The following is a 20,557-nucleotide window of genomic DNA, read 5'->3' as shown; positions in this document are numbered from 1 at the left end:
TATAGCTTTTTAAGTAGGGGATAACAAAGTTTCGCTAAGGAAAAATATGTTGAAAAGTACAAAGTGGAAAGTTGTTAAACAATTAACGATGAATAGGGCATAAGGAAGGAGTGGTGCCAATAATGATTCGTATTAATACCATTCGTATATATTTTTCTCAAAATGATGGTTTGTAATTCCCCGGAGGAAGAATATATAAGAAATGATAAAGAATGATTTCTTGAAGTAGAAGAGGAGAAAAGCATTAATATATGTTCATTTGCATGAAAAATACGAAAGAACATTGTGAAAACAAATAAAAAACCTCTGAAAAATTATCCAGAGGTTTTTTGGTTTCTTAGTAAGCTTCTAAAAACTCAGTAACTTGCTCTTCAGTTTTTGCATTTGCACTATGTAAGTGACCTAGCTTTTCGCCATTTTGGTATACAAGTAAGCTTGGAATACCCATTACTTGATACTCTTCAGCAATACTTGGTAACTCATCTTTATTAATAGAATACCATTCAAATTTATTGAACTCTTCCATTACATCTCCGATAAAGTTGTCCATACGCACGCAATCCGGGCACCATGTAGTAAAGAATTTAACAACTACAGGCTCCTCGCTTGCGATGATGTCTTTGAATTCCTTGTCAGACTTGATTTCTCTCATGTTTTTGACTCCTTCCATTGTCATACGGATATGCTAGTATTTTTATGCAAAATCCGTATTTGCAAACATTAGTGTTTTTGAAATAGATTGTTTGCAAAATCTTCGACTGCTTTTTCTTGTAGGTCTGGTACAACATGTGAGTAGGTGTCTAATGTGATACCTACTCTTTTATGTCCTAATCGTTCACTAACAATCTTCGGATGAATACCTTGTTGCAACATTAATGTTGCATGGGTATGTCTAAGATTATGGAACCGAATATCAGGAACCCTACTTTTCTTTATAAGCTTTTTCCAGAGCTGTGTCAAACTTCTGAAATATAATTGCCATCCTTATTGGGAAATTGCTTATTTCGATGATGAGGCTAATGCGGTCCAGAGCTACCAAAAAGGAGAGTACGCGATGTAAAGAAAAAAGGACAAGCAGTCGTACCTGCTGTCCTTTAATAGGAGAAAAATTATTCTGGTTTAGAACTACGAATAAACAGAAAATCTGCTTATAACCAGTGTTGTCAAAGATGTAAAAATCTATGCAACAAAAAAGCTTAGTCGGAATTCAAAACACCAAAATGGCTTGCATTGGTAAACAGGCTCAAAAGTAGTATATGTAAAATGAAAATTCTCATACAAAAAGCAGACAACAATTTTTGTTGTCTGCCAGCGAGTCGAATGAGCTAGTCAATTGTGATAAATTGCTGTCCCATTACAAGAAGAGTGAAGCTGCTAGTTCAAACAGCTTGTAGGTAGTGTTTTCTATACTTTAAAAAATATACAGAGAAAGCAGATAAGTGATGAACCTACCTGCTTCTGCTGTAATACAAGAAAGAAGTACCAGCCGTGGATTAAGCGGCTTGGAAATAGTATGTATTGATTTCAAAATATTATTCAAGGAGTGAAGTCAGGTGGAATGTATCGTAAACGGTGTATATGAAATCACTCAGTTATTTAGTGAAGCAAAAGAGAAAAATAATGAATAAAAGAGAAAATCCCTGCGGGGACAGGGATTTTATAGGAGAGATATTGTTATCGTACAATGTCGAAATTTGGCGTATTCGACGAATTAATATTATCACGAGTTTTCAAGTAATAGTGATGGTTGATGTGTCAAAAATGTGTACGACTTTCATATAAAAGCGTTATTTGAATAGAATGTGACAGCTGAAATATTCAGTAGATATACTTTAACATTTCAGCTGGTACTAAGCGTTATAGGTTTTAGAAGCCAATTTTTTAAACCTCATCCAATATGTTATTCCAAGGACAGTTTGTGCAATTAGGAATAGTGAACCAGTAAATAATTTGAGGTTATGATCTAGTGCACCTAATATTGCCATAACTAATCCAGTTACGATGAAAATCACACTTAAGAAAGGTGTAATTTTCATTAATATCTTAAGTCTTTTATTCATACGTCAACCTCCTATTTGCGATGTATTCTAACTATTAAATACATTTTACTACATTATGTTTTTGAAATGTAGGGGGGGATTCAAAGGATTAATAGTATAAAACTAAACAAAAACGCTATTTGAATAAAAGCTAGTGGACTATGTTTAACACTCACTGAAATTAATACGCATAACATACTTTGTAATAACTTATTTGGAAGTGAGTTGAATAATAATGTTTTATTCATATTTTAGTCCCCGAGCTAGTATGCGTCCGGCGTATGGTACTACTGGTATAACATATAGTGGGGCACAAAGTACAATTCAAGCTGTTCAACAAGCGTTACAAGCACAGCAACAAGGTATACAACCGTATTATTCATTTATGGAGTATTATCACCCAGTGCATCATATTACGCCATACGGAATTTCTTTTTCAACAATTCCATATGGAACTGTATACAATTTATAAAAATATGCGGCGTAATAAAGTTGAGTATTTAAATAAGGGCGCAAGTAAAGAGCGCCCTTATAAGAAATGATTCGTGTCTGCTGAATTAGTATTCAATATATAATTCCTAATTTTTAATGTGTGACAAAGATTAATATAAAAATTTCATTTTGTATTAGTTTGGAACACAAAAAGAGCACTTAATAAAGTGCTCTCGTGACGAGACTATTTTCTCAAAGAAAGGAATACGCCATATCATACGAATCTTTTTTTGAAATGTGCTTGGATAAATTAATTAGTATTTGCAAAAAAAAGCAGTTAGCAAAAGCTAACCGCTCATCTCCAAGGGGGAATCGGAGAAAATATAATGTTGTCTACAATATTGACGGAATATTGAGTTTTATTTAGGGGAGGAAGAGGAAAATGAGTAATTTTAGACTGTTCCAACTTGGTTTTGGTCTGCAACATCAGAATCGAATGTGTTTGTTGCACTAACACCGCTAAAGGTATTGGCAACAAAAGCAACATTGGATGATCCTGAACCATTATAAGCCTTCGTATTTTCCTTTGGAGAAACGTTGTAAAAATCGCCTAAATTGAAAGAACCGTTACTATTTTGTACAATCAGATTTCCAACAACAGATGGCATAGTTTTCACCTGCTTTATTAATAAGTATTTAAATTAGTATATGGTGTATGCGTCTAGAGGTTCATCTGGATCTGAAAATTTTGAAATGAATCCGTTACAATTACAGACAGTCGTTTTAAAATTATTAAAATCAAGATTTTCATTAACAGATCCTTATTTTACAAAAAAATTATTCTAAATAGAAGTGAAAAATAGGGGTTTGCCTTAAACATTTATTATAGTCAGGAATATGAGTATAGAAACAGATCTGATTTTTGTAATGACGGAGGGAATTGCTGTGGACATAACTCAAAGTGTGGCAAGAATAGTGGTTAATGGGAAAGACCTTCCGTTCACCTCAGTTAGAACTTCTGTATGGAATAATGGACCTGCAAATGATTTAATAGTTTCGACGAATCAGAGAGTGAATGAGCTTTATCAATTTATGTGGTCACAAGTACCAGTTACGCTCACAATGTATTTTCTTCAAGGGGCGGACTTAATGAGATTTGCTAGGATTTCTGGGATTAATGAAAGCGTAACGGGAGAATATATATATCATTTCATTTGGGGATAAGACGAATTTAAAGTAGCCTAATAGCTGCTTTTTTATTTTATAGAAGAGATTATCGTGAGGTGGGTGAATGGCAAGGGAATACGCAAAACACTTTTACCAATCAACAAGGTGAAAAAGTGTCGGGAAAGTGTTAGATGAAAATATTGTAGAGAAAATAATAAAACACAGATTCACTGGCATGAGTACAAATATGATAGCTAGAAAACCTGATATATCACGTGCAACGGTAAGATACCATTGTACAAAACATGATCTTGGAGGGGCATTGCACATAATCTTTTTGTAGATGAAGCATACGATAGATTCATAAATGGATTTAACAAAAGACACGGTGACAGATTCATATATGCATCTGGATTTTAAAATAGTTAGTATTCTGTATACATAAATAAATGGAAATTACAATAAAATAAGCCGTTAAAAGGAAATTATAAAGAGGCAGCTTTAATTATTTAGCTGCCTAGTTACAGGGAGATTGAAAAATATTGGAGGTCAGTCATGAGTGTAAGCTAAAATAGCTTACATATAGTATGCACATTATTTATAGTTTTATTCCGATATTTATAAACAGTAAGACAGCAACCTCAAAATTCGGTAGAAGTAAAAAAGCTATGTAGGAGCCCTACTGCCCGTAAAAGTCCGATTTGTGTGAGTTATAATTCGTGAGGGATAAAAGACCCTACTGATTATAGTTTTACGTTATTAGTAAAAGGCTTTTAGTTTAACTTCCCAGAAGAAAGAGTAAGTGGACTTATAGAGCCATCAGGAGTTTCTGTATAAACTGTATACTCACCATCGGGTAACCAATCTCCCCAAGATTGACTAAATTCACTTATAGCATGCTATCCAAGATTTAATTTTCCTCCTATCATATATTGTCCTTTTGAGTTGCGAATTTCGTATTTGAATGTTGTATTTCCATTGTTATATATAGTCGTTTTCAAATTGGTAAAATCTTTACAATTAAACAGTAAAGTGCCTTGTCCCTTGAACGTTGAGTATTAATCTGTTATTGGTTTAAGTTGTTCAGTAGACTGATAATATAAATTTGAATTTGGTAATGCAGAGGACTTTCTTGTACTTTCAGCGAAAGTGACTGACGGTATAAATGAAATTATAAGCCCAATTGCTAATGAATATAATGGTTTCATTATAATTACCTCCTACTATTTTGATCTACAAATAGTATGATAGCTAAAATATATGAATTTTTCATGTGAAATAAACGTAAATCTATCGCTTATATATGTAAGAAAGTTGAAGTTATCTTTTTAATATAAAGAAAAATATTTTAGATAGGTTGTATTTTATGAAAAAATGATGAGATTATATTTATTTATCTTATAGAGAGTTGGTATTAGGTATATGGGTCTAACAATAAAACAAGCTTTGAATTTAATAATAAAAAGGAGTTGATTAGTAATGGGTTATATTGTAGATATTTCGAAATGGAATGGAAATATTAATTGGGACATTGCAGCGTCTCAGCTAGATTTAGTTATTGCTAGAGTACAAGACGGCTCGAATACGGTGGACTTTATGTATCAAAGTTATGTAAATGAAATGAGGAAACGTAGTATACCATTTGGTAATTATGCATTTTGCCGTTTTATATCTATTTCAGATGCAAAGAAAGAAGCGCAAGATTTTTGGAATCGAGGTGATAAATTCGCTAAATTTTGGGTGGCAGATGTAGAAGTGCAAACAGTGGTAGATATGCAGAGCGGGACGCAAGCCTTTATTAATGAATTACGCCGATTAGGTGCGAAAAAGGTTGGTTTATATGTAGGGCATCATACGTATGTATCATTTGGGGCGCGTAATATTGATGCTGATTTTATATGGATTCCTCGTTACGGAGGGAATAAACCAGCATATCCATGCGATATTTGGCAATATACTGATTCAGGAAATGTTCCTGGTATTGGGAAATGTGATTTGAATCAATTAATTGGAAATAAGGATCTTTCTTGGTTTATAGGTACAAATCAATCTAGTATAGACAATATAAAGCCATCAAATGGAATTGGTATTGCTGTTTCAAAATATGCTGATGGATACGGTATTAATCTATATGAAGATCCTGCAAATCCACAGTTTACAGGCAGAATTACGAAAAAAATCCCATATTTAATCTTTAAAGGTTATTGGGGAGGCGGAGAAAAAGATATGATTTGTTTAGGTAGTGAACAACAATGGGCCAAGCTAGAGCATTTTAATATACAATGGTTTTATGCATATTCAAAATACGTACCTGGATATGAAATTAGAACGTACGATGGACCAAATGGAAATGATACAGGAGCGATTGATGGGAAGGTACCTTATCGCATTTGGAATCGTCAGGATGGATATGTAGATATAGGTGGGAATAAATGGATTAAAGAAGAACATGTGCAGATTAAATGATATTAAAAAAAGTCGGCTCGTAAGCCGGCTTTTAGTATTTAATAAAGCTTTTTTCTGACATGAAAAGAAATACTTACGGAAAACACATTAATTTCACAATAACAGTATATAGTTTTTTATATACAATTATTAAAGTGAGGTATTTGAATTGAAAAAGAAAAAGCTTTTAATAGGAACTATTATTACATGTATGGCACTAGCGTTGTCAGCGTGTGGTTCCTCGGATAACGTTGCAACATCAAAAGTAGGAAACGTGACAGAGAAAGAGTTAAGTAAAGAATTAAAACAAACATATGGAAAAAGTACTTTATATCAAATGATGTTAAATAAAACATTGCTAGATAAATACAAAGTTTCAGATGAAGAAGCTAAAAAACAAGTAGAAGCAGCAAAGAATCAAATGGGTGATAATTTCAAAATGGCTTTAGAACAAGCTGGATTGAAAAATGAAGATGAGCTAAAAGAAAGAATGAAGCCAGAAATCGCACTTGAGAAAGCGGTTAGAGCTACTGTCACAGATAAAGATGTGAAAGATAACCATAAGCCAGAAATGAAAGTAAGTCACATTTTAGTGAAAGATGAAAAAACTGCGAAAGAAATAAAAGAGAAATTAAATAATGGAGAAGATTTTGCTGCTCTAGCTAAGCAATATTCGGAAGATCCTGGTTCAAAGGAACAGGATGGAGAAATTGCTGGTTTTGCTCCTGGTCAAACTGTGAAAGAATTCGAGGAAGCTGCGTATAAATTAGATGCAGGACAAGTAAGTGATCCAGTAAAAACATCGTACGGCTACCATATAATAAAAGTGACGGATAAAAAAGAATTGAAACCGTTTGATGAAGTGAAAGATAAAATCCGAAAAGATTTAGAACAACAAAGACTACAAGATACAACAGGTAAATGGAAACAACAAGTAATCAATGATCTATTGAAAGAAGCGGATATTAAAGTAACAGATAATGAATTTAAGGATACATTTAAATTCCTAGAAAATAAATAAGGTTAAGAAGAAAAAACAGAGGTTTAGCATAGTGCTAGATTTCTGTTTTTTAATTTTTAATAGAAAAGGGAACTCATATAGAGTTCCCTTTTCTATTTAGTGTGTGAGTTATAAATAGATAGTAAGACAATACAATATTACATTTAAATATTAAGAATTACAATAGAAAATTATGGGTAGAAACGAAAAAAAATAAAAGATGACTTCGCAAACGTTGATATTATAATGTTTTAGTTAGTTAATTTTATTAAATATAAACCTAATATATTTTTAATATATGTTACACACAAAGAAAAAATGATTATATATTTGTCCTTATGAACTGGATTAAAGACATAATTTTAAGAATAATACATATCATATTATTGGAAAAGATATTGATGTTATAGGAAGTGAAAAGCTGAGCATTCTATTAAAAAGGATGTTCTTTTTTTGAAAGCAAATTATAAATAAAAATAGGATGAATGTTTTTAGACTTATTATCTACTAGATTATAAAGTTAACTTGGGGGAGAATATATGAAGGTTATCTTTAAGAGAGAAGGCGGAGGGAAAATATTTGAATCATCAAATGAAAATATAAGCGATCTATTAGCTGTATTAAAGGAAACAAAAGGGATTAAGATTGGGATGGTTGAGTATAAAGTATTAGAATATAAATTGGAGTATTATCGGCATCCGAAAAAAGGAGAAACAGAGAGGGAGTTACATATTATAATGCAGCCTATACATATTAATTAAATAGTAGTTGACAATAGTCGATTATATACCTTGTAGAGTAATATATACAGATTGGATTTAATGAATTTTAATAAAATTATGTATGAAAAAAGAGCGCCAAAAGCGCTTCTTTTTCATAGTAAACTATGAGGAATAAAGTGTTTTACATCATAAGCTTTTTAAGTTTTGTGAGGTTGTTCATAATAAAAGTATATGCTTAAGTTGTTGGGTTGGTGATGAAGATAAGGAATAAGTAGGGGGATTGAATTTAAAAATAAATCATTTTGATATAGATGAAATTTGTATTCCGGAAAGAACGTTAGTCAGGATAGAAAAGTAAAGTTAGAAATATATTTTATTAGAAAAAAGCGACTTCACTTAAGGTGGAGTCGTTTTTGTAGTTGCTACACGTATTTTGTCTTGCGATAGGAAGTGCAAAAAACTTAATTGGTCAGGGTGAATAATCAATGGGAATGGACAAACTATATTGATTTAAGTTTCATTTTGTTAAAAAAATATGCATGTTCCTCTTCCGGAAGAACGTTAGTTCGTGTATAATTAGAACAAATGTTCTTTAGCTGGGGAGTCATAATTAATACCTACAATTCATGAATAATTGTAAGTTTGAACACTACTTATAAATAAGAGATGGACAGAGTGTATTTAAAAGTGAAATTTCTTTTTATATAGATTCGATAGATATAAAAAATCGAGGGGATAAAGAAAATGAATCAAGTAAAGATGCAGACAAAAGGAAGAGAGTGGGTTCCGTTTACAGTAATGTCGGAACAATTGTTTAGTATGCGAGAGGGGATTAGAGAGAAATTAAGAGTAAAGAGACCGATATTAACGAATGAAGCGAAAGAGAGAATTTCTGATAAATTGTTAACTTCATTATTGTCTGAAGAAGAGATGTTAGTGACATATTTTGAAGAAGGGTACATACTTACAAGTTATATGACAGTGGTTCATATAAATCCAATTCAGCAGGATGTAGTTTGTACAGATGCTTTTTATAAAACGTATGTATTTTCTATTGTGGACATAATTGATGTAACATAAAAGAAGCTGGATTTTGAAATTTAGCTTCTTTTATTTTTCTTAGTAGAGATGAATAAGGAAATAGCCACATGAAAAAGCAGCTAGTTACAAGCTAGCTGCTTAGCCCCAGGGAAAGGGAGAAAGAGATTGGGTACTCAAAAAATCAACGATAGCTGTTTAACAGCCTGTGTATAGTATGGACAAATCTAAATATGTTATACAAAAAAGATTGAAGAATTGTTTAGGCCGTACCAATTTGGTTTTGATCTGCAAGGTCAGAATCGAATGTATTAGTTGCACTAACACCACTAAAAGTATTAACTACAAAACCAACGTTAGATGCACCAGAGCCGTTATAAGCTTTCGTATTCTCTTTTGGAGAAACATTGTAGAAATCACCTAAGTTGAAAGATCCGTTACTATTTTGTACAACTAAATTGCCTACAACTGAGGGCATGATTTTCACCTACTTTTTAAGTAATTGTTAACACTACTATATGACGTTATAGTCCAAAGGGTTCATTTAACAAATGTTACGGAGTAGAAAAACGTTTGAGGCTTTGTTTAATCAACTTATCAAAAAGTATGTTAAAATTAACGCAAAGTTGCACATTAAAAAGAATAAATTTGTATAATTGATATATACGAAAAAAGAAGGAGGCAAAATGTTATGAATAATGTTATGAAAAAAGTAGATTTAACAGATGCAAAATCAAGTAATCTTGTTGCACTTATTTATAGTAATGATGTTACATTGGTTGAAAAAGCATTTTGTCCTAATGAAATAAAATTAAAGTTAAATGAAATAGCAATTTTATCGGCAATTAAAACAGCACATATTACGAAAGTATCTATAAGGAAAGAACTCGAAGTGATTTTTCATGATACCGGTGTTTTGTTAGTAAAACACAACGCGGATAATAATAGTAGTCAATCTATAACAATGCATTTTGAACAATTTAAAAAGTTGCAAAATGAAATTGAGAATTTACATAAAAGCATGCAATTAGACTAAGTGAAAATTCTTCGATAGGGTAGGTTATATTATGTTGAAAAAGTGGATTGGAAAATATTTAGATGAATCGAACTGTAAACATAAATATAGCTTCATTAGGATGCAGGATAATGAAGATTATAAAAATGGTAAATTGGGTGTGGCCTATATTTATCGGTGTGAGAAATGCGGGAAAGAGAAAATAAAATTTAAAAATAATAATGATATAAACATTGATTTTTTTGATTGATAAACAAAAAGAGAAACTAAAAAAGTAAAATAGTATTCACTGTTTTGAGGGACAAGCATATATTAAAGTATATAAGAAGCATTTGCTAATTACATCTTCATCGAGAAACTCCTTGTCAAAAAAGAGCGCCTGAAAGGTGCTCTTTTTGTATCATCCTGCTATTTGTGGGCAGTAAGACTTCTACCTCGAAATTTGGCGGAAGCAAAGAAGTTAGGTAGGAGTAGGTCTGCCGGTAAAAGTCCGATTGGTGAGGGCTAATAATCAGCGGGGGATGGGCAAAAACTCCACTGATTAAAGTTTCACTATAGTAGCACATTATGTGATGCACAAAATTACATATGAAAAATAAAATAATGAATTAAAGGTGATATTTACTTATTTTAATTGCACAAGAAAATTTTATTATAGGTGATGGGAAATGAATCCACGTGGTTTAGAATTGACAGGGGCATGGTTTCAAGTAGGAGGAAATCTTACGGCAGCTATTGGAACAACAAGAGGATTTATAGGAGAAGAAAAGATTGAATCGGATCTGGTTATTGTAGGGAGTTCATTACAAGCCCTCGGCTATATATTACAAATTGTAGCATATATTAATACAAAAGATGAAGGTAAACGAGGGAATCAAGATGAACGTATGGAAAATAAAAGTAAAGAGTTAGAGGAAACGGGGATTGAGCTATTAGCTTTAGGTAATATTTCAAATGTAATAGGAACGTATTTTAATGTAAATGAACAAACGCAAGAAAATGATTATCTTATAATTACAGGGAACAGTTTACAATCGATTGGAGCTTTTTTAGGAGTAGAAGCAGCCTTGCGTGAGGTGAATGCAATTCAGCGAGTCATTGTACTAGGGAATTCTATGCAAAGTTTAGGAGCGGGATTACAAGCGTATCAAGGTATTTACAATATATCAAAAGAAGAAAAGGATAATGAAGACATCGGTAAAGATAAAGAGAATCAGCGCATAATAGGACTTATTGGTATTTGGATACAAGCAATAGGAACTGTTATTTCAGCAATTGGATTAACCGAAATAATAGAAGAAGAAAGATTAGAATCTAAGAAAAGACGTTGAGATACTCATTTCATTGTAGTTTGGAGTATTTCAATTTTATAAGTGGGACAAGATTGATGTGATAATTCTTTTTGTAGGCTTTTTCATATGGGTGTAGAATATGTAAATAGAAGAAAAGGTGAATATTGCTACTGTATGTTAGTGAATGGTTTCTCATCTATTTGTACTTATATATCTGATATTCGTAATAATGAATTCTAATTTGTACTTGTGGAAATAAAATGATTTTGTAGGTTTGAAAGTGTAGGAAATGAATGGGTGAAAATTGAAAAATAAACATTAAGGGGGTTTTTAAGGCATGATGTACTTATTGGCAATTCTTCTTCCGCCGGTAGCTGTTTTATTGTGCGGAAAGCCGTTTCAAGCGATTATTAATTTCATTTTAACCCTAATATTCTGGGTTCCAGGAGCTATACACGCAGTTCTTGTTGTACATGATAAAAAAGCCGATCGGCGCCTAAAAAGACAAATTCAGGCGTATGATGAAATTAATAAGAGAAATAGAAGGTAAATGGATATTGAAAATAGTGAACTACTCGCCATTTAGCAAAGCTTGAAGTGGGAGCTTCTCAGTTCCACGACGAAAGCAACCTTTCATCTTCCTGAGCGTTACTTCGGAGTGTTCCAACCCTAGATGTCCAACGCTTGGACGCTCTTTTGGTACGGTTGATATTTTACGCAGGAACCGAATGGCTTGGTTTTCGCACTCTATTTTCTTCCTGCAACCTCATATATCAAGTTATCAAAGAACTTCATATAGCTAGTTTATCAAAAGTTTTTGGCTATGCCAAACCGAAATTCATCTCCCACCTACCGTTGGGCTAGCGCCCCTCACACTCTTGAGGAAGGAGAATTCTTTCGGTAAATTCGTTAAAAAAGAAAGGGGAGTTTTCCTCCTTTCTTTTTTGTATGTTACTCAAGTTTAAATTTTAGTGTAGCGGAAAGAATTTTTAATATAAGTATTATGGTAATAACTTTTAGATTGTGCGTTTAATAAGCCGGTGTAAATGCTTTCTGGTACGTTAAAGAAATCATACATACCATTCTTTAGTTGGATTCTTAAAATCATAGAAAAAGGGTTATAGCCAACAGCAACTATATTTTTTGATATAACGGGAGATAATTTCATCATTACGCAACTCCTAACTTTTCATTTAAGGTGTTTTCTTGTAGATAAGGGGATTGTGGTATTGAAATCCTTATAATTAAAGAGGTATTATACTTATATGTAAGATATTAAATGTTCGTTATGCGTAATTATAAGGAAGTTCACACGAAGTACATATAGTTGTGCTATTTTTATTTCACCTTTGATTTATTAATAAGAAAATATTGACCATTTGAAAAAAAGGTATATTATTTATACGAGGTATTAAAATTCACTTCTTACATTCTATGCTTTAAGGGGCAGTATTATTAGAAAAAATAGAGGTGAATATAGTTTGTATAAGAAGTATTCCAAAATTTATAATCTGTGAATTGGGAAAATATTGAATGCTTCCGGTTAATAAACTTTCTAAATATAAGTATATTTGTGAAGGTGACCTCAATATTTTATGTAAATCAATGGGAGAATTGAAAGGCAGGAGAAAGTAACATGTCAGAAAATTATCGTTCTCGAGAGGAGCGACGACAAGTTCAAAAGAAAAAACAGCCAGCTTCTAAAGAAACAAAACCAAAAGGTAAAACATCGTTTTTTCGTAAATTTTTAATCAGTTGTTTACTACTTGGTATTGTAGGTTTAGTGGCAGGGGTTGCTACCTTTTTCGTTATGATAAAGGATGCGCCAAAACTTGAGAAAGCAAAACTTGTTAATCCGTTATCCTCAAAAATTTATGATAAAGACGGGGATTTGGTATATGAATATGGGAAAGAAAAACGAACGAATGTTACGTATGATCAAATTCCTAAATTAGTAGAAAATGCATTTTTAGCGACAGAAGACGCACGTTTTTACGAGCATAGCGGGGTAGATTTTAAAGGTACTGCCCGTGCGGTTTTAGTCAGTCTTAAAGGAGATTATGGCTCTCAAGGTGGAAGTACGATAACGCAGCAAGTTATTAAAAATTACTTCTTATCGATGGAAAAAACGTCAAAGCGTAAGGTTCAGGAAATATATTTAGCGTATAAGCTAGAACAACAATATTCAAAACATGAAATATTAGAGATGTATTTAAATAAAATTAATTTAGGTAACCGTTCATATGGAATCGCAACAGCAGCACAAAACTACTATGGTAAAGAATTGAAAGATTTAACATTACCAGAAGTTGCGATGCTTGCCGGTTTACCGAAAGCACCGAATAACTATGATCCAACGAAAAAAGAAAATGTTGAAAAGGCAACAGAAAGAAGAAATACTGTACTAAACTTAATGAATCGACATGGTTATATTACAAAGGCAGAAATGGAAGAAGCATCAAAAGTTCCAGTAACAGATGGGCTTAAGCCTGCAACTGAACAACAAACAATGCCATATCCTGCATTTATGGATGCGGTTGTGAAAGAAGTAGAAAAAGAATTACCAGATGCTAATATTGGTTCTGACGGTTTAGAAATTTATACGACATTAGATCCAAAAGCACAGAAATTGGCTGATAATATTCTAAATACAAATATTATTGATTACCCAAATGAGAATTTCCAAGGTGCTTTCACATTTATGGATACGAAAACAGGGGAAGTTCGTGCAATAGGCAGCGGACGTGGTGAAAATAAAGCAGTATTTAAAGGGCATAATATGGCAATTGAATTAGATCGCTCAGCAGGTTCAACGATGAAACCAATCTTTGATTATGCTCCTGCAATTGAATATTTAAAATGGGCTACTTATCACCAAATTGATGACTCTCCGTTTAAGTATTCAACAGGACAAGAAGTTAGAAATGCTGATAGAAATTATTTAGGATCAGTTACAATGCGTGATGCATTGAAAATGTCACGAAATATCCCGGCTATTAAAACAGCGAAAGAAGTGGGGATTAGTAAATCGAAAGACTTCTCTGAGAAATTAGGTATTACATTTAATACAGCACCGACAGAATCTACAGCGATTGGTACAAACGAAGTATCACCAACTGAAATAGCGGGTGCTTATGCGGCATTTGGTAATGATGGTAAATATACGAAGCCGCATTTTGTTAAGAAAGTGGTTTATCCAGATGGCAAGTCACAAAGTTTTGGACAAAAACCAAAACAAGTTATGGCGGATTCTACAGCATATATGATTACTGATATGCTTCGTTCTGTCGTTACATCAGGTACTGGTACATCGGCAAATGTGGCCTCTTTAGATGTAGCTGGTAAAACAGGTACAACTAACTATTCTTCAAAACAACTAGCACAATATGGAATTCCAGAAAGTGCAACTCGTGATAGTTGGTTTGCAGGATATACACCGCAATATACGATGGCAGTATGGACTGGATATATGAAAGATGGTAAAAATGAGTATATTAGTAGTAAAAATACGAAAATTGCACAGTTGATCTTTAAAGAAATGATGAGCGAGATGGCTACAGATAAATCACGCTTTAAAATGCCAAGTAGTGTTATTCAAGAAGGTAGTGAGTTACGTATAAAAGGTGAAAAACGTGATTCATCTCCAAATACGAGCGTACCGGATACAACGGAACAACCAAAACAAGACCAACAGCAAAAAACTGAAGAAGAGAAAAATCAAGAGGAATTAAAGAAACAGGAAGAACTTAAGAAACAAGAAGAGCAAAAGAAGCAAGATGAACTTAAGAAGCAGGAAGAGCAAAAGAAACAAGATGAACAGAATAAGCAAAATGAACAAAACAATGGAAATGGTCAAGGAACTCCAAATCCACCAACTAATGGAGGTGGCCAAGGAACTCCAAATCCACCAACCACTGGAGGTGGCCAAGGAACTCCAAATCCACCAACCACTGGAGGTGGTCAAGGAACTCCAAATCCGCCAACCACTGGAGGTGGTCAAGGAACTCCAAATCCACCAACCACTGGAGGTGGTCAAGGAACTCCAAATCCACCAACCACTGGAGGTGGCCAAGAAACTCCAACCCCACCAACTACTGGCGGGAACACTGGAGAGGCTCCTTCCAATAATGGACAATAAATAATGTATTTAAAAAGCACCAAAGGTACCGGAAAAACGGTTTCTTTGGTGCTTTTTGTATTATAAAGAGTAATATTATTTTTAAATGTTAAAAGTACCATAGAAATTTTGAAAGTAAATTGACGGGAAATGATAAAAAATTTGAGCCGGAGGTATTGGATAGCTAGGGCTATAAAAAGTAGTACTACTAGGATGTGTACCATGATGCCAAAATGAAGGGGTGACTTGGCCAGGTAATTGATATTGTTGCCAAGCGGCAGGAAGTTCAATACCAACATCAGAACTAGCAGTATGAACGGCAGGAACATGTATTGAGGGAACTGATGGGACCGCAGCAGTTATTCTTGGTGATACCCACATGAAAACGATCACTCCTAAGTTTCAATGATAAAGTAGTATATTCTTTTAATACTTATAAAGGTACATATAGATAGGACTTTCGGTTAAAACATACGTACAAAGTCGTAAGACCAATGTGAATTGATGGTGGACTATTTATTACGAAAAGATACGTCTAATAGCGGAGGGAAAAGGAATATGAAAAATATACAATGGATGTGTTGATCGTAGTATTTTACGTGTTTATGGAGGGATTTTAATGGAACGATTATGGACGAAATCATTTATCCAAATGACTGTCGCGATGTTATTTTTATTTACAGGGTTTTATTTGCTTGTTCCAACGCTCCCGCTCTTTATTAAAGAACTAGGTGGGAATGAATCTCAAGTTGGACTGATGATGGGAATGTTTACGATAGCCGCAGTTGTAATTCGCCCGATTATTGGAGGTATGTTAGATAAATATGGTAGGAAATCTTTTATTATTTGGGGCCTTATCTTTTTTGGACTAACAATGCTTTCCTATAATTTAGCATCAACTATTTTATTCTTAGCGTTTTTACGTGTTATTCATGGGGTAACATGGGCCGTTTCTACAACGGCTGTTGGAACAGCAATAACTGATATTATTCCAGATTCACGCCGCGGAGAAGGAATGGGCTGGTATGGAATGGCGATGACAATTGCAATGGCGATCGGCCCGATGATTGGATTATGGGTTGTACAAAATTATTCATTTCATGGTCTATTTGTATTAGCAACTCTTTTATCTTTTATGGCGGTCGTATTATCATTAATAACGAAGATGCCATTTGCACCACAAGAAGAAAAAGGGAAAATTCAACTGTTTGAAAAATCCGTTTTATCAATTACGATTGTTGTTTTCTTTTTATCATTTGCATATGGAGGAATTACAACGTTTTTACCGTTATTTGCATCATCAATTGATGTGAATCCTGGCACATTCTTTCTTGTATATGCAATTGCCTTAACAATTGTAAGGCCGATTTCAGGTAAATTATTAGATAAATATGGAGAAGTATTTATCATACTCCCAACATTATGTATTACCATTTTAGCTATAGTTGTACTAACGATTTCAAATAGTGTAATGGGTGTAATTATCGCAGCGGTATTATACGGTGTTGGATTCGGTTCAGCACAGCCCGCTTTGCAAGCAGCGATGCTTACAATTGTTGCTCCGAGTAAAAGAGGAGTTGCTAATGCTTCATTCTTTACTGCATTTGATTTAGGTATTGGGCTAGGTGCGATTTTACTTGGGTTTGTTTCACAAATATTTGGTTACCGTATTTTATTCGCAGGTAGTGCAATTTCAGGATTAATAGCTTTAATTATATTTGTCATTTTTGTAAAACGGCAATTAGGAAAAAAAGAATTTGCGTAAACTGGAGGAGCGAAGATGAAAATTTCAATTGATCATGAAGCTCTACAATGGTTTAAGGAAGAATTGCGTATAAAGCATGATGAATCTATTCGATTTATCCCGCATTAACGAGCAGTAAGACCTCCACCTCAAAATTCAGCAAATACAAGGAAGTTAGGCAGGAGATCAACTGCTCGTAAAAGCCCGATTGGTTCAACTAATAATCAGTGGGGGAGGGACAAAACCCCCACTGATTAAAGTTTCACTTTATTGTAAGATACGGAGGGAATAGCTCAATTCAGCCCGGATATTCTTTAGGGATTGCTACTGAGAAACCAGATGGGGATGTAGTATCAATTGAAATAGATGGTATTCGATTTTTTGTAGATTTTGATGACCTTTGGTATTTTCAAAACTATGATTTAGTTGTAAGTTATCATATAGAAACGGAAGAAATTCAATTTAATTATGTAAAATAATAACTTTATTAAAAATAAATAAATTTTATATAAGAATTATATTTAGGGGATTGTGAAATAAATATCATATGGAAACGAGCTGTATATGTGTACAGCTCGTTTTTTATTTGAAAAATAAAATAGGGAGTAAAGCTATATTTTGTGGGTTTTTATGGAATATCGTTATATTTTGGTTCAGAAAAAATAGTACAAAGTCGGTCCTTTCGCTATAAAATATAAAAATTATTTTTGGAAAATTGTATTATTACAGCAATAAAAGTATAGGAAACTTATCGTTATAAAATAAATTGAAATCTTCTAAAAACTCTGATACATTGAAATAGAAATGTAGTTCCACAGTATTGTAAAGGCTTACAGTTATGTGCACGAAGATCTATTAGGATTGGAGGAAATAATGATGAAAGCTGAAGAAAAATTTTCCCCGGGATTAGATGGTGTAGTAGCAGCGGAGACGAAAATTTCGTTTCTTGACACAGTAAAAGGTGAAATTGTAATTCAAGGGTATGATTTAATCGAACTCTCAAAAACAAAAGAGTATTTAGACATTGTGCACCTATTATTAGAAGAACATCTACCAAATGAGGATGAGAAAGCAACACTTGAAAAGAAATTAAAAGAAGAATATGCAGTACCAGAAGGTGTATTCAACGTGCTAAAGGCATTGCCTAAAGAAACGCATCCCATGGATGGATTACGTACAGGTGTGTCTGCATTAGCTGGTTACGATAATGATATCGAAAACCGCGCGTTAGAAGTAAATAAAAGTAGAGGGTACAAGCTTTTAAGTAAGGTCCCTAACATTGTGGCGAATAGCTATCATATTTTAAATAATGAGGAGCCTATCGAACCTCTTCAGGAATTATCATATAGTGCGAATTTCTACTATATGTTAACTGGGAAAAAACCAACTGAACTTGAGGAGAAGATCTTTGATCGTTCCCTTGTTTTATATAGTGAACATGAAATGCCAAACTCTACATTTACCGCTCGCGTAATTGCATCAACACAATCAGATTTATATGGTGCTTTAACAGGTGCAGTTGCATCTTTAAAAGGAAGTTTACATGGTGGTGCGAATGAAGCCGTCATGTACATGCTATTAGAAGCTGGTAATGTTGAGAAATTTGAAGAGTTATTACAGAAAAAACTTTATAACAAAGAAAAAATCATGGGCTTTGGACATCGCGTGTATATGAAGAAGATAGATCCAAGAGCACTTATGATGAAGGAAGCTTTAAAGCAGTTATGTGATGTAAAAGGTGATTATACACTATATGAAATGTGTGAAGCTGGAGAGAAGATTATGGAGAAGGAAAAAGGAATTTATCCGAATCTTGATTATTATGCTGCTCCGGTATATTGGATGCTTGGTATTCCGATTCAACTTTACACACCAATTTTCTTTAGTTCTAGAACAGTAGGACTATGTGCGCACGTTATTGAGCAACATGCGAACAACCGATTGTTCCGTCCGCGTGTAAACTACATTGGCGAGCGACATGTGCTTAGTAAATAAGAACAACTGGGGAGTTGTTAGCGCCGCCCGCCAGATGGGTGTTTGACCGACACCCATCATTAATAATAACGAATTTTCGACAGAAAGGGAAGAATAGCATGATTAAAACAAACGAAATTAAACAAAAAGATGCATTATTAGAAGAAATTACGGATTATGTATTAAATAAAGAGGTTACAAGTGCAGAAGCATTCAGTACTGCTCGCTACGTATTACTTGATACGCTTGGATGCGGAATTTTGGCACTACAATATCCAGAGTGTACGAAATTACTAGGACCAGTTGTACCAGGAACTATCGTGCCAAACGGTACACGTGTACCAGGTACGTCTTATGTGCTAGATCCAGTAAAAGGTGCCTTTAATATCGGATGTATGATCCGTTGGTTAGATTATAACGATACATGGCTTGCAGCAGAATGGGGACATCCATCTGATAACTTAGGCGGAATTTTAGCAGTTGCAGATTATATTAGTCGCGTTCGTATTTCAGAAGGAAAAGAACCTTTAAAAGTACGTGAAGTATTAGAAATGATGATTAAAGCACATGAAATTCAAGGTGTACTTGCTTTAGAAAATAGTTTAAACCGTGTTGGTCTTGACCACGTATTATACGTAAAAGTAGCAACAACTGCTGTAGTTGCGAAAATGCTTGGTGGAACACGTGAAGAAATCTTTAATGCATTATCACATGCATGGATTGATAATTCTAGTCTTCGTACATATCGTCATGCTCCAAATACTGGCTCACGTAAATCATGGGCAGCAGGTGATGCGACGAGCCGCGGTGTTCATCTTGCAATGACTGCTCTAAAAGGTGAAATGGGTTACCCAACAGCATTATCTGCGCCAGGATGGGGATTCCAAGATGTATTATTTAACAAGCAAGAATTAAAATTAGCTAGACCACTAGAGTCATATGTAATGGAAAATGTATTATTTAAAGTGTCATATCCAGCAGAATTCCATGCACAAACAGCTGCAGAATGTGCAGTGAAGTTGCACCCGGAAATTAAAGAAAGATTAGATGAAATTGATCGTATTACAATTACAACTCATGAATCAGCAATTCGTATTATCGATAAAGAAGGTCCATTAAATAACCCAGCTGATCGTGATCATTGCTTACAATACATTACGGCAATCGGTTTATTAAAAGGTGATATCGTTGCGGACGATTATGAGGATGAAGTAGCAGCTGACGCGCGTGTAGATGAATTACGTAATAAGATGGTTGTTGTTGAAAACAAACAGTACAGTTTAGATTACCTTGATCCGAACAAGCGCTCAATCGCCAATGCTGTTCAAGTTCATTTTAAAGACGGTACTGTAACAGAAAATGTGGAATGTGAATACCCACTTGGTCACCGTTTCCGTAGAGACGAAGCGATTCCAAAAGTCGTTCAAAAATTCACTGCAAATATGGCTGGTCATTATGCTAGTAAGCAGCAAGAACAAATTCATGAAGCTTGTTTAAATGAAGAGAAACTAGAAAATATGAATGTCAACGAATTTGTAGATCTATTCTTAATTTAATAATAGGGGGAATTTA

21 protein-coding genes and 2 pseudogenes are annotated in these 20,557 nt (G+C 33.8%); 15 read left to right on the top strand and 8 right to left on the bottom strand.

Going from position 1 to position 20,557, the window contains the following annotated elements:
• Nucleotides 1-337: 337 nt before the first annotated feature.
• The 3 genes and pseudogenes from ACTFQM_RS03990 to ACTFQM_RS03980 form a co-directional block, all read right to left on the bottom strand.
• A complete protein-coding gene (locus ACTFQM_RS03990) occupies nt 338-652 on the bottom strand; it encodes a thioredoxin family protein (protein ID WP_025150916.1) in 315 nt (104 codons plus the stop codon).
• A 68-nt stretch (nt 653-720) separates the two neighbouring features.
• Nucleotides 721-969: pseudogene (locus ACTFQM_RS03985) on the bottom strand (tyrosine-type recombinase/integrase); the annotation flags it as partial.
• Nucleotides 970-1,850: 881 nt separating this feature from the next.
• Nucleotides 1,851-2,060, bottom strand: coding sequence for a hypothetical protein (locus tag ACTFQM_RS03980; protein ID WP_265620284.1), 210 nt, complete (start codon nt 2,058-2,060; stop codon nt 1,851-1,853).
• A 214-nt stretch (nt 2,061-2,274) separates the two neighbouring features.
• Between ACTFQM_RS03980 and ACTFQM_RS03975 the strand changes: the two genes are divergently transcribed.
• Nucleotides 2,275-2,511, top strand: coding sequence for a DUF3947 family protein (locus ACTFQM_RS03975; RefSeq protein ID WP_440033520.1), 237 nt, complete (start codon nt 2,275-2,277; stop codon nt 2,509-2,511).
• Nucleotides 2,512-2,923: 412 nt separating this feature from the next.
• Here ACTFQM_RS03975 and ACTFQM_RS03970 read toward each other — a convergent pair whose 3' ends face one another.
• Nucleotides 2,924-3,139 (bottom strand): spore germination protein, encoded by a 216-nt coding sequence (locus tag ACTFQM_RS03970; RefSeq protein ID WP_440033519.1) that lies wholly within the window; start codon nt 3,137-3,139, stop codon nt 2,924-2,926.
• Nucleotides 3,140-3,398: 259 nt separating this feature from the next.
• Here ACTFQM_RS03970 and ACTFQM_RS03965 point away from each other — a divergent pair, with 259 nt between their 5' ends.
• On the top strand, nt 3,399-3,695 hold the full coding sequence (locus ACTFQM_RS03965) for a hypothetical protein (protein ID WP_440034381.1): 297 nt from the start codon (nt 3,399-3,401) through the stop codon (nt 3,693-3,695).
• Between the two features lie 1,001 nt (nt 3,696-4,696).
• Here ACTFQM_RS03965 and ACTFQM_RS03960 read toward each other — a convergent pair.
• A complete protein-coding gene (locus ACTFQM_RS03960; protein ID WP_440033518.1) occupies nt 4,697-4,846 on the bottom strand; it encodes a hypothetical protein in 150 nt (49 codons plus the stop codon).
• A 271-nt stretch (nt 4,847-5,117) separates the two neighbouring features.
• On the opposite strand from ACTFQM_RS03960, the gene ACTFQM_RS03955 reads away from it, so the two are divergent.
• The 4 genes from ACTFQM_RS03955 to ACTFQM_RS03940 all read left to right on the top strand — a co-directional run bounded on the left by ACTFQM_RS03955 (nt 5,118) and on the right by ACTFQM_RS03940 (nt 8,885).
• Nucleotides 5,118-6,104: a glycoside hydrolase family 25 protein gene (locus ACTFQM_RS03955; RefSeq protein WP_440033517.1), complete on the top strand. Its 987-nt coding sequence runs from the start codon at nt 5,118-5,120 to the stop codon at nt 6,102-6,104.
• A gap of 148 nt (nt 6,105-6,252) precedes the next feature.
• Nucleotides 6,253-7,104 carry a peptidylprolyl isomerase PrsA gene (locus ACTFQM_RS03950; protein ID WP_440033516.1) on the top strand — a complete coding sequence of 284 codons (852 nt, stop codon included), beginning with the start codon at nt 6,253-6,255 and terminating at the stop codon, nt 7,102-7,104.
• Between the two features lie 518 nt (nt 7,105-7,622).
• The gene (locus ACTFQM_RS03945; RefSeq protein ID WP_440033515.1) at nt 7,623-7,844 is read left to right on the top strand and encodes a hypothetical protein; all 222 of its coding nucleotides are present in this window, start codon (nt 7,623-7,625) and stop codon (nt 7,842-7,844) included.
• A 705-nt stretch (nt 7,845-8,549) separates the two neighbouring features.
• A complete protein-coding gene (locus ACTFQM_RS03940; RefSeq protein ID WP_440033514.1) occupies nt 8,550-8,885 on the top strand; it encodes a YolD-like family protein in 336 nt (111 codons plus the stop codon).
• 220 nt (nt 8,886-9,105) lie between these two features.
• On the opposite strand, the gene gerPF is transcribed toward ACTFQM_RS03940, so the two are convergent.
• A complete protein-coding gene (gerPF, locus tag ACTFQM_RS03935; RefSeq protein ID WP_440033512.1) occupies nt 9,106-9,321 on the bottom strand; it encodes a spore germination protein GerPF in 216 nt (71 codons plus the stop codon).
• A 213-nt stretch (nt 9,322-9,534) separates the two neighbouring features.
• Here gerPF and ACTFQM_RS03930 point away from each other — a divergent pair, with 213 nt between their 5' ends.
• The 4 genes from ACTFQM_RS03930 (at nt 9,535) to ACTFQM_RS03915 (ending at nt 11,700) form a co-directional block, all read left to right on the top strand.
• Nucleotides 9,535-9,879, top strand: a complete 345-nt coding sequence (locus tag ACTFQM_RS03930) for a hypothetical protein (RefSeq protein WP_002171833.1) — start codon at nt 9,535-9,537, stop codon at nt 9,877-9,879.
• Nucleotides 9,880-9,910: 31 nt separating this feature from the next.
• Complete coding sequence (locus ACTFQM_RS03925; protein ID WP_327909082.1) at nt 9,911-10,108, top strand: hypothetical protein; 198 nt, start codon at nt 9,911-9,913, stop codon at nt 10,106-10,108.
• A 418-nt stretch (nt 10,109-10,526) separates the two neighbouring features.
• Nucleotides 10,527-11,189 carry a DUF6944 family repetitive protein gene (locus ACTFQM_RS03920; protein WP_440033511.1) on the top strand — a complete coding sequence of 221 codons (663 nt, stop codon included), beginning with the start codon at nt 10,527-10,529 and terminating at the stop codon, nt 11,187-11,189.
• A gap of 298 nt (nt 11,190-11,487) precedes the next feature.
• Complete coding sequence (locus tag ACTFQM_RS03915) at nt 11,488-11,700, top strand: YqaE/Pmp3 family membrane protein (RefSeq protein ID WP_002171836.1); 213 nt, start codon at nt 11,488-11,490, stop codon at nt 11,698-11,700.
• Between the two features lie 411 nt (nt 11,701-12,111).
• Here the strand turns inward: ACTFQM_RS03915 and ACTFQM_RS03910 are convergent, their stop codons facing one another.
• Nucleotides 12,112-12,321 (bottom strand): KTSC domain-containing protein, encoded by a 210-nt coding sequence (locus ACTFQM_RS03910; RefSeq protein ID WP_002171837.1) that lies wholly within the window; start codon nt 12,319-12,321, stop codon nt 12,112-12,114.
• Between the two features lie 465 nt (nt 12,322-12,786).
• Here ACTFQM_RS03910 and ACTFQM_RS03905 point away from each other — a divergent pair, with 465 nt between their 5' ends.
• Nucleotides 12,787-15,288: a PBP1A family penicillin-binding protein gene (locus tag ACTFQM_RS03905; RefSeq protein ID WP_440033510.1), complete on the top strand. Its 2,502-nt coding sequence runs from the start codon at nt 12,787-12,789 to the stop codon at nt 15,286-15,288.
• Between the two features lie 81 nt (nt 15,289-15,369).
• Here the strand turns inward: ACTFQM_RS03905 and ACTFQM_RS03900 are convergent, their stop codons facing one another.
• Complete coding sequence (locus tag ACTFQM_RS03900) at nt 15,370-15,648, bottom strand: hypothetical protein (RefSeq protein ID WP_440033509.1); 279 nt, start codon at nt 15,646-15,648, stop codon at nt 15,370-15,372.
• Between the two features lie 238 nt (nt 15,649-15,886).
• Here ACTFQM_RS03900 and ACTFQM_RS03895 point away from each other — a divergent pair, with 238 nt between their 5' ends.
• The 4 genes and pseudogenes from ACTFQM_RS03895 to prpD all read left to right on the top strand — a co-directional run bounded on the left by ACTFQM_RS03895 (nt 15,887) and on the right by prpD (nt 20,541).
• Entirely contained in the window at nt 15,887-17,032 is a 1,146-nt protein-coding gene (locus ACTFQM_RS03895; protein WP_440033508.1) for an MFS transporter, read from the top strand.
• A gap of 245 nt (nt 17,033-17,277) precedes the next feature.
• Nucleotides 17,278-17,490: pseudogene (locus ACTFQM_RS03890) on the top strand (HesB/YadR/YfhF family protein); the annotation flags it as partial.
• 394 nt (nt 17,491-17,884) lie between these two features.
• On the top strand, nt 17,885-19,006 hold the full coding sequence (mmgD, locus tag ACTFQM_RS03885) for a citrate synthase (protein WP_141548710.1): 1,122 nt from the start codon (nt 17,885-17,887) through the stop codon (nt 19,004-19,006).
• Between the two features lie 98 nt (nt 19,007-19,104).
• Nucleotides 19,105-20,541 carry a 2-methylcitrate dehydratase gene (gene prpD / locus ACTFQM_RS03880; protein ID WP_440033507.1) on the top strand — a complete coding sequence of 479 codons (1,437 nt, stop codon included), beginning with the start codon at nt 19,105-19,107 and terminating at the stop codon, nt 20,539-20,541.
• Nucleotides 20,542-20,557: the final 16 nt, after the last annotated feature.

Origin of the sequence: Bacillus cereus group sp. MYBK30-2, assembly GCF_051915945.1 — a bacterium.
Taxonomy (GTDB): domain Bacteria; phylum Bacillota; class Bacilli; order Bacillales; family Bacillaceae_G; genus Bacillus_A; species Bacillus_A paramycoides.
The sequence above is the reverse complement of the archived record's forward strand: the minus strand, read 5'-3'. Positions and strand labels throughout refer to the sequence as shown.